Here is a 14,132-nt window from a genome sequence, read left to right as displayed (position 1 = left end):
CGGATCACATCCCGGCGACGACCGGTGCGGCGTGGTCGGGGCGATGTTCCGATGCCGGTAATCTGTGGCCTCGTACGGGTTCGGCGGTAGTGCCACGGTCGGCCTGACCGGCCGCAGACCGGCCGATGTCGGGCCGGTACGCATGGACGACGGAAACAGGGGCCGGACGACGGCTGCGGGATGAGAAGGGAGGCCGCCCTCGGTGGCAGAGGAACCAGGTTCAGGGCGGCTGCGTCCTGCGCACCCGCCGCGTACGGCGCTGGCCGACGTGTGCACGGCGGCGGGTATCGCTCCCGCGACGGTGACGCTGACCGGCGGCGGGACGCCGGAAGACGTGGCGCAGGCGACGGTCACCGGTGTGGTGCTGCGCGGGCAGGACGCACTTCCGGGCGACCTCTTCGCCGCACTTCCGGGGGGACGCGCGCACGGGGCGGCCTTCGCGGCGGACGCGGTGTCCCGTGGCGCCGTCGCGGTGCTGACCGACCCGGCGGGGGCCCGGATGATCGACGAGTCGGAGATCGCCGGCGGGATAGCGGTGCTGGTGCACGAGCAGCCGCGATCGGTGCTGGGCGCGGTCTCGTCGACGGTCTACGGGGAACCGTCGCATTCGGTCGCGCTCATCGGCGTGACGGGGACGGCGGGCAAGACGACGACCTCCTACCTGGTGGAGGCCGGGTTGATGGCCGCCGGCCATCGGGTGGGCCTGATCGGCACCGTGGAGACACGGATCGACGGGCGCCGGACGCCGAGCGCGCTCACCACCCCCGAGGCCCCGGACCTGCAGGCGCTGCTGGCGGTGATGGTCGAACAGGGGGTGGACGCGGTGGTCATGGAGGTGTCCAGCCACGCGTTGGCGCTGGGGCGCGTCGACGGCTGTTCGTTCGCCGTCGCGGGCTTCACCAACCTCTCGCAGGACCACCTCGATTTCCACCGCGACATGGAGGACTACTTCGCCGCAAAGGCACGGCTGTTCGCACCGGGCTCCGGTGTGCGCGCCTCCGCGGCGGTGGTGTGCGTCGACGACGAGTGGGGCCGCCGGATGGCCGCGCTGGCTCGGTCCGCGCCGCCGGTGTCCACGACGACGGTGTGCACCGAGCCGGAATCGCGGGGACACACCGAGACCACCGTGGCGGCAGAGTGGTACGCGGGGGCGTCCACCGTCGACCGGACCGGCATGCAGCACTTCGCGGTGCGTGCGCCCGGCGGCCGCGAGTCCGCGGTGTCGCTTCCGCTGCCGGGCCGATTCAACGCGGCCAACGCGCTGGTGGCGTTCGCGATCCTCGACGCGGTGGGCGTCGGCGCGGGCACGGCGGCGGGCGGACTCGCCTCGGTCGCGGTGCCGGGCCGGCTCGAGCGGATCGACCGCGGCCAGTCTTTCCTCGCCGTGGTCGACTACGCGCACAAACCCGGCGCGCTGGAGGCCGTGATCGCCACGTTGCGGGCGCAGACGTCCGGCAGGCTGGCCGTGGTGGTGGGGGCGGGCGGCGACCGGGACGCGGGCAAGCGTCCCCGCATGGGCGCGGTCGCGGCCCGCGGCGCGGAACTGGTCGTGGTCACCGATGACAATCCGCGCAGCGAAGACCCGGCGGCGATCCGTGCGGCGCTGATCGACGGTGCACGGGAGGCCGTGCGTGGCGGCGTCGGCGCGGAGATCCGGGAAGAGGGGGACCGCGCGGCGGCCGTCGACCTGGCCGTGTCCTGGGCGCGGGCAGGTGACACGATCCTGGTCGCGGGCAAGGGCCACGAGACGGGCCAGAATGCGGGCGGTGTGATCCACCCGTTCGACGACAGGGAAGTGGTGGCGGCGGCGATCGAGCGGCACAGAGTGCCGGCCGCCGAAGACGGTGCGGGCGCCGGGGACCCGGTGCGACGGGCGGAGACGATGGCGAAGAACGAGGACGACGAGTGATTCCGATGACGCTGGCGCAGGTCGCCGACGCCGTGGGCGGGCGGCTGGCCGACGTGCCGGACCCGCACGCGCAGGTGACGGGTGCCGTCGAGTTCGACTCGCGCAAGGTGTCGCCGGGCGGGTTGTTCCTCGCCCTCCGCGGCGCACGGTCCGACGGCCACGATCACGCGGCCGCGGCGGTCGACGCGGGGGCGGTCGCGGTGCTCGCGGCGCGCGCCGTGGGAGTCCCTGCGATCGTCGTGGAGCCCCGCCCCGATCTCGTCGTCGCCGGTGCGGTGACCTTCGACAACGATGTGGACGGCTCGGCCGCCGCCGTCCTCGACGCGCTGGCGCGGCTCGCGTACCGGAGCGTGACGGAGCTGGCCGGGGCGGGCATGGACGTCATCGGCGTCACCGGATCGTCGGGCAAGACCTCCACCAAGGATCTCATCGCGGCGGTGCTCCGGCCGCTCGGTCCGGTCGTGGCGCCGCCCGGTTCGTTCAACAACGAGCTCGGCCACCCGTGGACGGCGCTGCAGGCGGACGGGTCCACCCGGTCCCTGGTGCTGGAGCTGTCCGCCCGCGGTGCGGGGCACATACGCAGGCTCGCGGGCATCGCACCGCCCCGTATCGGGGTGGTGCTCAACGTCGGCACCGCCCACCTGGGGGAGTTCGGTTCCCGGGATGCCATCGCGCAGGCCAAGGGAGAACTGGTCGAGGCGCTGCCGTCGGCGGCGGAGGGGGGAGTGGCCGTGCTCAATGCGGACGACACCCGCGTCGCCGCGATGGCCGCGCGCACGACGGCGAGGGTGGTGACGGTGGGGCAGTCCGAGTCCGCCGACATCCGCGCCGCGGGCGTCGTGCTCGACGGCGAGGCGCGGGCCGCGTTCACCCTCGAATGTGCGGCCGGATCCGCCGGCGTGTCCCTGGCGGTGCACGGTGAACACCAGGTGGGCAACGCGCTGGCGGCGGCGGCCGTCGGTCTCGAATGCGGCCTGGACGTCCCGCAGGTCGCCGCGGCGCTGAGCGGAGCGCACGCGTCGTCGGCCCGGCGGATGGATGTGCGCACGCGTCCCGACGCGGTCACCGTCATCAACGATTCCTACAACGCCAACCCGGACTCGGTGCGTGCCGCACTGCGCGCCCTCGCTGCGATGTCGTGCACCGCGCCCGCACACGGGGTGCCGATGCCGCCGCGCGGCAAGCGGCGCACGTGGGCGGTGCTCGGGGAGATGGCGGAACTCGGCGAGGACGCGATCATCGAACACGACGCGATCGGGCGTGCAGCGGTGCGCTTCGACGTGTCGAAGATCGTCGCGGTCGGCGCGGCCCGCACCATGGAGGCGCTGCACAAGGGGGCCGTCATGGAGGGGTCGTGGGGCGATGAGGCGATGCTGGTCCCGGACGCCGACGCGGCGCTGGCGCTGCTGCGTTCCGAGGTGGAGCCGGGCGACATCGTGCTGGTGAAGGCGTCCCAGGCCGTGGGGCTGTGGACGGTGGCGGAGTCGCTGCTGGCGCAGGAGGAGGAGCACGCGTGAGACTGATCCTCATCTCCGGCGGCGTGGCGCTGCTGGTCGCCATCCTGCTCACCCCGCTGCTGATCAAGGTGTTCTCGCGCCAGGGTTTCGGCCAGGAGATCCGCGTGGAGGGGCCGGAGAGCCACAAGGCCAAGCGGGGGACGCCCACGATGGGCGGCGTCGCCATCATCGTCGGCATGTGGGCCGGCTACTGGTGTGCACACCTGGTCGGCATCGGGTTGGAGGCCGAGGGGCCGTCCGCGTCGGGCCTGCTGGTGCTGGGGCTGGCGACAGTGCTGGGCATCGTCGGCTTCCTCGACGACTTCCTCAAGGTGCGCAAGCAGCGCAACCTGGGGCTGAACAAGACGGCGAAGACGGTGGGCCAGCTCATCGCCGCCGTCATCTTCGCCGTGCTCGTCCTGCGTTGGGTGTACACCGAAGGGGACGCGGCGCTGTCGTACGTCCGTGACATCGACACGGTGACGATGAACGGCGTCGTGTTCGTCATCTTCTGCCTCGTGCTGGTCAGCGCGTGGTCCAACGCGGTCAACTTCACCGACGGGCTCGACGGACTGGCGGCCGGCGCCATGTCGATGGTGCTGGGCGCGTACGTGATCATCACGTTCTGGCAATACCGCAACGCGTGCTCGAGGATCGACGCCGAGGCGGCGGTGGGCTGCTACCACGTGGACCAACCGCTGGACCTGGCGCTCATCGCCGCGGCTGCGGGCGCCGCCTGCCTGGGTTTCCTGTGGTGGAATGCCGCGCCGGCCAAGATCTTCATGGGCGACACCGGCTCGCTGGCGCTGGGCGGGCTCATCGCCGGGCTGTCGGTGACCACCAAGACCGAGCTGCTCGCGGTCGTGCTCGGCGCCCTCTTCGTGGCGGAGGCAGCCTCGGTGGTCATCCAGATCGCGGTGTTCCGCACCAGCGGGCGCCGAGTGTTCCGGATGGCGCCGTTCCACCACCACTTCGAGATGGGCGGCTGGCCGGAGACGACGGTCATAATCCGGTTCTGGCTGCTCGCGGGCATAGCGAGCGCGGTGGGTCTGGCGCTGTTCTACGGCGAGTACCTCACGGCGGTCGGCTCGTGATCGCGCCCGTCCACCGGGCCGGCGGCCCGGCGGACCCGCGCGAGCTGGTGGGAGGCACCGTCCTGGTGGCGGGCGCCGGCATCTCCGGCCGGTCCGCCGCGCGGGCGCTGACCGCGCTCGGGGCGTCCGTGACCCTGGTGGACGACGGCGCGGCGGGTTCCGCAGACGAGCAGCACGGCCGCGTGCTCGGCACCGCCGACGCCGCCGCCGGGATGTCGGGCCACGCGCTCGTGGTGACCAGCCCGGGGTGGCGGCCCGCCAACGCGCTGGCCGCCGCGGCCGAGCGCGCGGGCGTGCCGGTGTGGGGCGACGTGGAGCTGGCCTGGCGGCTCGACCGGGCACAGGTCTACGGACCGCCCCGCCGGTGGCTGGCGGTCACCGGGACCAACGGCAAGACCACCACCACCTCGATGCTGCAGTCGATCCTGCAGGCGGCGGGCGTGGCCTCCGCGGCGTGCGGGAACATCGGCCTGCCGATCCTCGACGCGCTGGCGGCGGAGACGCGCGCGGACGTGCTCGCCGTCGAGCTGTCGTCGTTCCAGCTGCACTGGGCGCCGTCCGTGGTGCCGGACGCCGCGGTGGTCCTCAACATCGCCGAGGACCACTTGGACTGGCACGGGGGGATGGACGCGTACACGCGCGCCAAGGCGCAGGTGCTGCGCGGGCGGGTCGCCGTGGTGGGGCTCGACGACCCGGTCGCGGCCGGGCTGAGCGGCACGTCGACTGCGGCGCGGACGGTCGGTTTCCGGCTCGGCGCGCCCGCCCCCGGCGAGCTGGGGGTGCGTGACGGGATGCTCGTCGATCGCGCGTTCGGCGCGCACGGGGGAGACGGGGCGGCGCAGGGGGACGCGGTCGCGCTCGTCGGGGCCGATCGCATCGTGCCCGGCGGCTCCGCGGGGGTGCTCGACGCGTTGGCCGCGGCGGCACTGGCGCGGGCGGCCGGCATCGGCGCCGATGCGGTCGCCGCGGGGCTCGCGGCGCACACCGTCGGCGCCCACCGCGCCGCCCACGTGGCCACCGTCGCCGGGGTCGACTACGTGGATGATTCGAAGGCCACCAATCCGCATGCCGCCCTGGCCTCCATCGCCGGGCGGCGCCGCGTGGTGTGGATCGCCGGGGGACTGCTCAAGGGTGCGTCGGTGGACGACCTGGTCGCCGCGGTGGCGCTGCGGCTCGCCGGTGTCGTCCTCATCGGCCGCGACCGGGCCGTGATCGCGGAAGCCCTCGCGCGACACGCGCCCGATGTCCCCGTCACCGAGGTCGCCGCGGGCGAAGATGGCGAGGTGACCGGCTCGAGCAACACGTCCCGCACGGATGCGGATGCGAGGGAGGGCGGCGTGATGGATGCAGTGGTCTCCGCCGCCGCGGAGTATGCGCGCGCCGGAGACACGGTCCTGCTCGCGCCTGCCGCGGCCTCGATGGACATGTTCCGTGACTACGCCGAGCGCGGCGATCGTTTCGCCGCCGCCGTGGCCCGGCTGCAGCCGGGCGGGTGAGCGGCCCCGTGGGATCAGGAGAATCCGGACAGGCCGCACGGCGGGGATCGGCGGACCGCGCGGCGCAGCCCGCCGGCAAGCCCGCCTCGGGCGGGGCACCCGCGGGCGGTCGCAGCGGGATCGCGGTGTGGCTGAGCGGGCCGCTGATGTCCTTCCACCTCGTCGTCACTGTGACAGCGCTGCTGACCCTGTCCGGCCTGGCGATGGTGCTCTCCGCGTCCAGCGTGGCCTCGTACACCGAGGACGGCTCGGCGTACAGCATGTTCAACAGCCAGCTGATGTACTCGATCATCGGCGCCATGCTGTTCTACCTGGCGATGCGCGTCCCGGTGTCGTGGGTGCGCCGGCTCGCCACCCCGGCCATCGGCGTCGCGGTGTTGCTGCTCGTGCTCGTCCTCGTGCCGGGCATCGGCGTCGAGGTGCAGGGCGCCCGGCGCTGGATCGACCTGGGTCCGTTCTCGCTGCAGCCGTCCGAGGTGATGAAGCTCGTCCTGGTGATCTGGGGCGCGCACATCCTCACCCGCGGCAAGACGATGCCGGGACTGCTCGGCGATCCCCGGCTGCGGCTCGGCTTCGTGTCGGTGTTCACGTTCGCGTTGGTCATGCTCCAGCCGAACCTGTCGACGACGATCGCCCTCGCGCTCATCGTCGGCGCCCTGCTGTGGTTCTCCGGACTGTCGGTCAAGTCGTTCGCTGTCCTGGCGGCGATCTGCGGCGCGCTGGCGCTGGTCCTGGGCCTCTCGGCCGGTTACCGCGCCGAGCGCATCCAGTCGTTCCTCAACCCCGGGTCGGACCCGAAGCACGGCGGCTACCAGGCGCTGCAGGCGAAGTTCTCCCTGGCGGACGGCGGGCTGTTCGGCCGGGGGCCGGGCCAGAGCCGCGCCAAGTGGAACTACCTGCCCAACTCGCACAACGATTTCATCTTCGCGATCATCGGCGAGGAGCTGGGCCTGGTCGGCGGGCTCGTCGTCATCGCGCTGTTCGTGCTGTTCGCGTACGCCGGCCTGCGCATCATGCTCCGCTCGGCCGACCCGTTCCTGCGCCCTGCTCGTCGCCGGCATCACCGTGTGGACCATCGCGCAGGCGTTCATCAACATCGGCTATGTGGTGGGTCTGCTGCCGGTGACCGGCCTGCAGCTGCCGCTCATCTCGGCCGGGGGCTCGTCGACGACGATCACGCTCGCTGCGTTCGGGCTCATGGCCAACGCGGCCAGACACGAACCCGAGGCGGTCGCGGCGCTGCGCTCGGGCCGGGAGTCGCGGGTTGCCGAAGCTGCTGCGGCTGCCGCTTCCGGAGCCCTACCGGCCGGAGCGCGGCGGCGTCGTCCGTGCCGCGACACACGACAAGCGGGCCCAACGCGCCCAGCAGCACCTGCGCCGCAGGCGGGCGACGCGGCCGCGCGCGCCGGCGGGCCACGGTCGGGCCAGGCGCGGGGGGCCCAACCCACCCGGGAGGCACGGTTGCGCCAGCCCCGCGGCACCCACGGGCGTCCCGCGGGTGGAACGCCGTATCGTCGGAGTGGAGCGGCGCCCGGCGGGCCGGCGGCGGGGCGCGGCGGCGCCGGCCGGACCGGCATGGGTGCACGCAGGCCACAAGGCGGGTCGTCGCAGTTTCAGCACGGCGGCCCGGAGAGCAGGAAGCGAGGAGACCGGTGGTGACCGGATCGGATTCCACATTGTCCGTCGTGGTGGCGGGCGGCGGGACGGCCGGGCACGTCGAGCCCGCGCTCGCCGTGGCGGACGCGGTGTCCGAACTGGCCCCGGGCACGCGGATCACGGTCCTCGGCACCGAGCGCGGCCTGGAGACCACGCTGGTGCCGGAGCGCGGCTACCCGCTGGAACTCATCCCGCCGGTCCCGCTGCCGCGCAAGCCCAGCGCCGATCTGGCACGCCTTCCAGGCCGGCTGCGGCAGTCGGTGCGCAGGACGCGCGCGATCCTCGACGCCTGCCGGGCCGACGTGGTCGTGGGCTTCGGTGGGTACGTCGCGTTGCCCGCCTACCTGGCGGCGCGGCCTGGACTGGTCGGGGGGCGGAGGCGCACCCCGGTCATCGTGCACGAGGCGAATGCGAGCGCAGGGCTGGCCAACAAGGCGGGTGCGCGGGGGGCCGATCGCGTTCTCGCGGCGGTCCCCGGCTCGGGCCTGCCCCGCGCCGAGGTGGTGGGGATGCCGCTGCGCCGGGCCATCACCGACCTCGACCGCGGTGCACTGCGCGCGCAGGCGCGCGCCAGCTTCGGGCTGGACCCGGACGCGCCCACCGTGCTCGTCTTCGGCGGATCGCAAGGGGCGCACTCGCTCAATACGGCCGTGACGGAGGCGGCCCGCGACCTGTCGGCGGCGGGCATCGGCGTTCTGCACGCGCACGGGCCCAAGAACTCCGTCAGTGTGGACCGCGCCGAGGGCGGCCCGGACTACGTGGCGGTGCCCTACATCACGCGGATGGACCTGGCCTACGCCGCGGCGGACGCGGTGATCTGCCGGGCCGGTGCGATGACCGTGGCCGAGGTCTCCGCGGTGGGCTTGCCCGCGCTGTATGTGCCGCTGCCGCACGGCAACGGCGAACAGGAACTCAATGCGCTGCCCGTGGTGGAGGCGGGCGGCGGCATGCTGGTGCGGGACGAGGACCTGTCGGCGCAGGCGGTGCTCGACCGCCTGGTGCCGCTGCTGCGCGACGACAAGCGGCTCGCCGCCATGTCGGCCGCGGCCGGCGACGCGGGGCACCGCGACAGTGCGGGGCGCATCGCCCGGATCGTGGTGGACACCGCGCGCGGCGGCGGGGCGGGTACGGATCCGCACACTGCGCGCGCCGATGAGGACCCGGTGCGGGGGCAGGGCCGGTGAGCGGGGGCGCGGGGCCGGTGCACGACGGTACGACGGACCCCTTGGTGACGGACGATGCGGCGGAGCGCGCGGCGCTCCCCCCGCACCTCGAACGCGTGCACATGATCGGTATCGGCGGGGCCGGGATGTCCGGGATCGCACGGATCCTCCTCGCCCGCGGCGGGCAGGTGTCGGGGACCGACGCCAAGGAGTCGCGCGGCGTGCTGGCGCTGCGCGCCGGCGGCGCGCAGGTCCGGATCGGGCATGCGGCCGAGGCGCTGGACCTGCTTCCGGGCGGGCCCACGTCGGTCGTCTCCACACTGAGCGCGATCCCGCGGGACAACCCGGAGCTCCTGGCGGCGGCGGCGCGGGGCGTCGACGTCCTGCTGCGGCCGGCGGTCCTGGCGGCGTTGATGCGCGGCTACCGTTCGCTGCTGGTGACGGGGACCCATGGCAAGACCTCGACCACGTCGATGGTCGTCGTCGCGCTGCAGCACTGCCGGATGGACCCGTCGTTCGTCGTCGGCGGGGAGCTCAACGAGTCCGGCACCAACGCCCACCACGGCACGGGAGAGGTGTTCGTGGCGGAGGCGGACGAGAGCGACGGGTCGCTGCTGCAGTACCGGCCGCACATCGTCGTCGTCACGAACGTCGATGTGGATCACCTCGACCATTACGGTTCGCTCGAGGCCTACCGACGGGTGTTCGACGACTTCGTCGAACGCATCGAGTCGGGCGGCGTGCTGGTGGCCTGCCTCGACGACCCGGGTGCGGCGGCCCTCGCCGAGCGTTCGCTGTCCCGGGGCGTCCGGGTGCTCGGCTACAGCTCGGAGTTCGCGCACACCGCCTACACGGGCCCCGTGCCGGTCGCCGCCCACCTGGCCGGGTGGACGGCGACGGGCGCGGGCGGCGTCGGCGAGCTGCAGATCGCGGGCGAGGACCATCCGCGGCCGATGACGCTGTCCGTGGCCGGCCGCCACATGGCGGTCAATGCGGTGGGCGCGCTCCTCGCCGCGCGGGAGGCCGGGGCGACGCTGGACCGGGCCCTCGACGGCCTGGCGGGGTTCGGCGGCGTGCACCGTCGCTTCCAGCTGCGGGGAGAGGTCGCGGGTGTGCGGGTGATCGACGACTACGCCCACCATCCGACGGAGGTCGAGGCCGTGCTCCAGGCGGCGCGCGACATGGTGGGCCCACGCGGATCCGGTGCACACGGCCGCGTGATCGTCGCCTTTCAGCCTCACCTGTACTCGCGGACGGCGGCATTCGCCGCGGAGTTCGCAGCGGCGCTGAGCCTGGCGGACATCGCAGTGGTGCTCGACGTGTACGGCGCACGGGAGCGGTCGGTGGCGGGGGTGAGCGGCCTGCTCATCGCAGAGAAGATCACCAGCATCGCGTACTTCCAGCCCGACCTGTCCGCGGCGCCGGCCCAGATCGCGGAGTTGGCGCAGGCGGGCGACCTGGTGATCACCATGGGCGCCGGCGACATCACGATGTCGGGCCCCGAGATCCTGACCGCCCTGGGGTCCACGGCGCGTGACGACACCGCCGGGAGCCGGGGGCGCCGGTGAGGCGTCTGCTGCGACGCCCGGTCCTGCCACAGCGTCGCCGCAACCGGGTGCTGCTGGCCGTGACCGCCGCGGTGGCCGCGGCGCTCGTGGCCGTAGGCGTGCTGTGGTTCACTCCGGCGATGTCGGTGCGGACGGTCGAGGTGACGGGGCTGGACCGGTTGACCGAGCCCGAGGTCGTCTCCGCACTCGCGGTGCCGGCGGGAACCCCGCTGATGCAGGTGGACACCTCCGCCGCCGCGCACCGGGTGGCCGGAATCGCGCGGGTCGCCCGGGTGAGCGTGCACCGGGAGTTCCCGTCCACGATCCGGGTCGATGTGACGGAACGGGTGCCGGTGGCGTTCCGCGACACCGGTGACGGGCCCCACCTGCTGGACCGTTCCGGGATCGACTTCGCGGCGGAACCACCGCCGCCGGGGCTGCCCAAGATCACCATGGCGGATCACGGAGACGCCGAGCTGCTCCGTTCGGTGCTGCAGGTGGTCGGCGGGCTGCCGCCGGAGCTGCGCGGGCAGATCACGTCGATCGACGTCGGTTCGCCGTCGGACATCTCCTTCGGGCTCGCCGACGGCCGCACGCTGGTGTGGGGGAGCGTGGAGCGCAGCGGGCTCAAGGCGCCTGTGGCGCTCGCGGTCCTGCAGCAGCCGGGGCAGACGGTCGACGTGTCGAGCCCCAATCTCCCCACCACCAAGTGAGCGTCGGGCGGTGCGCGGCGGCGGCGGGGGAGGCAAACTCCGTCGTGTTCGGCGCGCCTCCTGGCAACAGCGCGCGGCGATGCATAGCGTCTGCGCATAGTTCGGTACTTGACATAACTCTAACCCTTTGGTTGAGGTTGAGGGTTTTCGGGTCGGATGTGCGCCGCGCCGCGACGCGGCGGCCGCAGTCGCAGCACCGGACGCTTCGGGAAGACAGACGTAGATCGAGCAACATGGAAGGCGAGAGCACATGACGCCCCCGCACAATTACCTCGCCGTCATCAAGGTCGTCGGAATCGGCGGCGGTGGGGTCAACGCCGTCAACCGGATGATCGAGCAGGGACTGAAGGGGGTGGAGTTCATTGCCATCAACACCGATGCGCAGGCCCTGCTCATGAGCGATGCCGACGTCAAGCTCGACGTCGGTCGCGACTCCACGCGCGGACTCGGCGCCGGTGCCGACCCCGAGGTGGGGCGCAGGGCCGCAGAGGACGCCAAGGACGAGATCGAAGAGCTCCTCAAGGGGGCGGACATGGTCTTCGTCACCGCCGGTGAGGGCGGCGGCACCGGCACCGGCGGGGCCCCGGTCGTGGCGAGCATCGCGCGCAAGCTCGGCGCGCTCACCATCGGGGTCGTCACCCGGCCGTTCTCGTTCGAGGGCAAGCGCCGGGGCGGCCAGGCCGAGGCGGGCATCACGACCCTCCGCGAGTCGTGCGACACGCTCATCGTCATCCCCAACGACCGCCTGTTGCAGCTCGGCGACGCTGCGGTGAGCCTCATGGACGCGTTCCGCTCGGCCGACGAGGTCCTCCTCAACGGCGTCCAGGGCATCACCGACCTCATCACCACCCCGGGGCTGATCAACGTCGACTTCGCCGACGTCAAGTCGGTGATGTCCGGGGCCGGCAGCGCCCTGATGGGGATCGGCTCCTCGCGGGGGGAGGGGCGCTCGCTCAAGGCGGCGGAGTCCGCGATCAACTCGCCGCTGCTCGAGGCGTCGATGGACGGCGCGCACGGCGTGCTCATCTCCATCGCCGGCGGCAGCGACCTGGGGCTGTTCGAGATCAACGAGGCCGCCTCGCTGGTCCAGGAGTCGGCGCACATCGAGGCCAACATCATCTTCGGCACGGTGATCGACGATTCGCTGGGCGACGAGGTCCGGGTGACGGTCATCGCCGCGGGGTTCGACGGCGGTGCGCCGCAGAACAAGCAGATCGACGCCGGGGTCGAATCGCGCGGCCGCTCGACGATCGACGCGGGCCGCGCCGGCCAGATCGGGCAGTCGCGGGCCGGAGCCTCCGGCGACGCGTCCGACCGGCCGCAGCCGGTCACCTTCCCCGCTCCCGCGTCCTCCGGGGCCGCCGCTGAGTCGGCCCAGCGCGGCGGGGGGGTGCGCGGCGGTGCCGAGCGAGGCGGCGCCGAGCGAGGCGGCGCCGAGCGTGAGGTGATCGACGACCTCGACGACGACGTCGACGTCCCGCCGTTCATGCGGAGGTGAGGACAGTCACCGGAGCGGTGCACGCAGGCCCGCCGGCGCGCATGGTGTTCACCACGCGCGCCGGCGGAGTCTCGGATGCGCCCTACGACTCGTTCAATCTCGGCGACCATGTGGGAGACGATCCCGGCGCGGTCGCCGCCAACCGCGCGCGGCTGGCCGGCGCGCTGGGGCTCGCCCCGCCTCGGCTGGTGTGGATGGAACAGGTGCATTCGCGCAATGTCACCGTCGTGGACGGGCCTGTGGGCTGGGCAGTGGAGGTGACGGACGCGCTCGTCACGACCGAGCCGGACCTCGCGCTGGTGGTGCTCACGGCCGACTGCGTGCCCGTCCTGCTCGCGGACGAGGAGGCGGGCGTGATCGCGGCGGTGCACGCGGGCCGGATCGGCGCGCGCATCGGCATCGTCCCGCGTGCGATCGAGGCCATGGCCGGGCTGGGGGCGCGGCCGGAACGGATCGGCGCGCTGCTGGGTCCGGCGGCGTGCGGCGGCTGCTACGAGGTGCCGCCGCACATGCAGGCCGACGTGGAGGAGTATCTGCCCGGCAGCGCCTGCCGCACGCGCAAGGCCACGACGGGGCTGGACATCCGCGCCGGGGTCGCGCGGCAACTGGGCGCGGCGGGCGTGGAATCGGTCGTGGTGGACCCGCGCTGCACCATCGAGGACACGACGCTGTTCAGCCACCGGCGGGGCGCGCCCACCGGACGTCTCGCCGGAGTCGTCTGGCGGCCGTCGGCGGGGGGCCCGGCGACGGGGGGGTCGACCACGGGGGGACGGTCATGACCGCGCAGGCGGGCGGCGACCGCGCGGCCGAACTGGCCGGCGGTCTCGCCGCCGCCCGCGAGCGCATCGCGGGGGCGTGCGCCGCGGCCGGCCGCGCCCCGGGTTCGGTGACGCTGATCGCGGTGACGAAGCGCTTCCCGGCGTCGGACGCGGCGGCCCTCGCGCGGCTCGGCGCGGAGGACCTCGGCGAATCGCGGGAGCAGGAGGCCGGGCCCAAGGCGGAGGATTGCGCCCGGCTTCTGTCCGCCGCCGGCGGACCGAGCGCGCCGCCGCGCTGGCACATGGTGGGCCGGCTGCAGCGGAACAAGGCGCGGGCGGCGGCCCGTTGGGCGCACGCCGTCCATTCCGTGGATTCGCTCCGGCTCGCGCACGCCCTCGCGCGTGCGACGGCGTCGGCGCTGGACGCCGGCGAGCGGACCGCGCCGCTGGAGGTCTACCTGCAGGTGAGCCTCGACGGCGACCCGGCGCGCGGCGGCGTGTCCGCCGCCGACCTCGACGAGCTCGCGGATCAGGTGGAGGCGGCGGAATCCATGCGGCTCGCGGGGCTCATGGCGGTGGCGCCGCGGCAGGAGGAACCGGACGCGGCGTTCGCCCGGCTCGCCGGTGTCCGCGCGGCGTTCCTCCGGCGCCATCCGCAGGCCGGGGGCCTGTCCGCCGGGATGTCGGGCGACCTCGAATCGGCCATCGCACACGGATCGACCTGTGTGCGTGTCGGTACCGCGATCATGGGTGCGCGGCCGATAGTCTCGCCATGAACGGCGGGATCCACGGTCCTCCCGCC

The 14,132-nt window shown here is 73.6% G+C and carries 11 protein-coding genes and 1 pseudogene; all 12 read left to right on the top strand.

What is annotated here, in order from left to right:
* The first annotated feature begins 202 nt into the window (after nt 1-202).
* The 12 genes and pseudogenes from H4F70_RS13585 (at nt 203) to H4F70_RS13530 (ending at nt 14,106) form a co-directional block, all read left to right on the top strand.
* Nucleotides 203-1,909 (top strand): UDP-N-acetylmuramoyl-L-alanyl-D-glutamate--2,6-diaminopimelate ligase, encoded by a 1,707-nt coding sequence (locus H4F70_RS13585; protein ID WP_182357559.1) that lies wholly within the window; start codon nt 203-205, stop codon nt 1,907-1,909.
* Nucleotides 1,906-3,426 (top strand): UDP-N-acetylmuramoyl-tripeptide--D-alanyl-D-alanine ligase, encoded by a 1,521-nt coding sequence (locus H4F70_RS13580; RefSeq protein ID WP_182357558.1) that lies wholly within the window; start codon nt 1,906-1,908, stop codon nt 3,424-3,426. Before H4F70_RS13585 ends, H4F70_RS13580 begins: the two co-directional genes overlap by 4 nt.
* Nucleotides 3,423-4,499 carry a phospho-N-acetylmuramoyl-pentapeptide-transferase gene (gene mraY / locus H4F70_RS13575; protein WP_182349550.1) on the top strand — a complete coding sequence of 359 codons (1,077 nt, stop codon included), beginning with the start codon at nt 3,423-3,425 and terminating at the stop codon, nt 4,497-4,499. Before H4F70_RS13580 ends, mraY begins: the two co-directional genes overlap by 4 nt.
* Nucleotides 4,499-5,995 carry a UDP-N-acetylmuramoyl-L-alanine--D-glutamate ligase gene (gene murD / locus H4F70_RS13570; RefSeq protein WP_235681564.1) on the top strand — a complete coding sequence of 499 codons (1,497 nt, stop codon included), beginning with the start codon at nt 4,499-4,501 and terminating at the stop codon, nt 5,993-5,995. The genes mraY and murD overlap by 1 nt, the downstream gene beginning before the upstream one ends.
* A gap of 146 nt (nt 5,996-6,141) precedes the next feature.
* Nucleotides 6,142-6,975: pseudogene (locus H4F70_RS20650) on the top strand (FtsW/RodA/SpoVE family cell cycle protein); the annotation flags it as partial.
* Nucleotides 6,976-7,060: 85 nt separating this feature from the next.
* Nucleotides 7,061-7,654: an FtsW/RodA/SpoVE family cell cycle protein gene (locus H4F70_RS13560; RefSeq protein ID WP_182357556.1), complete on the top strand. Its 594-nt coding sequence runs from the start codon at nt 7,061-7,063 to the stop codon at nt 7,652-7,654.
* Entirely contained in the window at nt 7,651-8,835 is a 1,185-nt protein-coding gene (gene murG, locus H4F70_RS13555; protein WP_182357555.1) for an undecaprenyldiphospho-muramoylpentapeptide beta-N-acetylglucosaminyltransferase, read from the top strand. Before H4F70_RS13560 ends, murG begins: the two co-directional genes overlap by 4 nt.
* 101 nt (nt 8,836-8,936) lie before the next feature.
* Entirely contained in the window at nt 8,937-10,382 is a 1,446-nt protein-coding gene (gene murC, locus H4F70_RS13550) for a UDP-N-acetylmuramate--L-alanine ligase (protein ID WP_220471825.1), read from the top strand.
* Nucleotides 10,379-11,074 carry a cell division protein FtsQ/DivIB gene (locus H4F70_RS13545; protein WP_182357554.1) on the top strand — a complete coding sequence of 232 codons (696 nt, stop codon included), beginning with the start codon at nt 10,379-10,381 and terminating at the stop codon, nt 11,072-11,074. The genes murC and H4F70_RS13545 overlap by 4 nt, the downstream gene beginning before the upstream one ends.
* Nucleotides 11,075-11,324: 250 nt before the next feature.
* Nucleotides 11,325-12,572, top strand: coding sequence for a cell division protein FtsZ (ftsZ, locus tag H4F70_RS13540; protein ID WP_182357553.1), 1,248 nt, complete (start codon nt 11,325-11,327; stop codon nt 12,570-12,572).
* Nucleotides 12,573-12,613: 41 nt separating this feature from the next.
* Entirely contained in the window at nt 12,614-13,351 is a 738-nt protein-coding gene (gene pgeF / locus H4F70_RS13535; RefSeq protein ID WP_182360414.1) for a peptidoglycan editing factor PgeF, read from the top strand.
* Nucleotides 13,348-14,106, top strand: a complete 759-nt coding sequence (locus H4F70_RS13530; RefSeq protein ID WP_182357552.1) for a YggS family pyridoxal phosphate-dependent enzyme — start codon at nt 13,348-13,350, stop codon at nt 14,104-14,106. Before pgeF ends, H4F70_RS13530 begins: the two co-directional genes overlap by 4 nt.
* Nucleotides 14,107-14,132 lie beyond the last annotated feature (26 nt).

The sequence above is a fragment of the Tomitella gaofuii genome (assembly GCF_014126825.1).
GTDB lineage: Bacteria > Actinomycetota > Actinomycetes > Mycobacteriales > Mycobacteriaceae > Tomitella > Tomitella gaofuii.
This window is presented reverse-complemented; position numbering and strand designations above follow the sequence as displayed.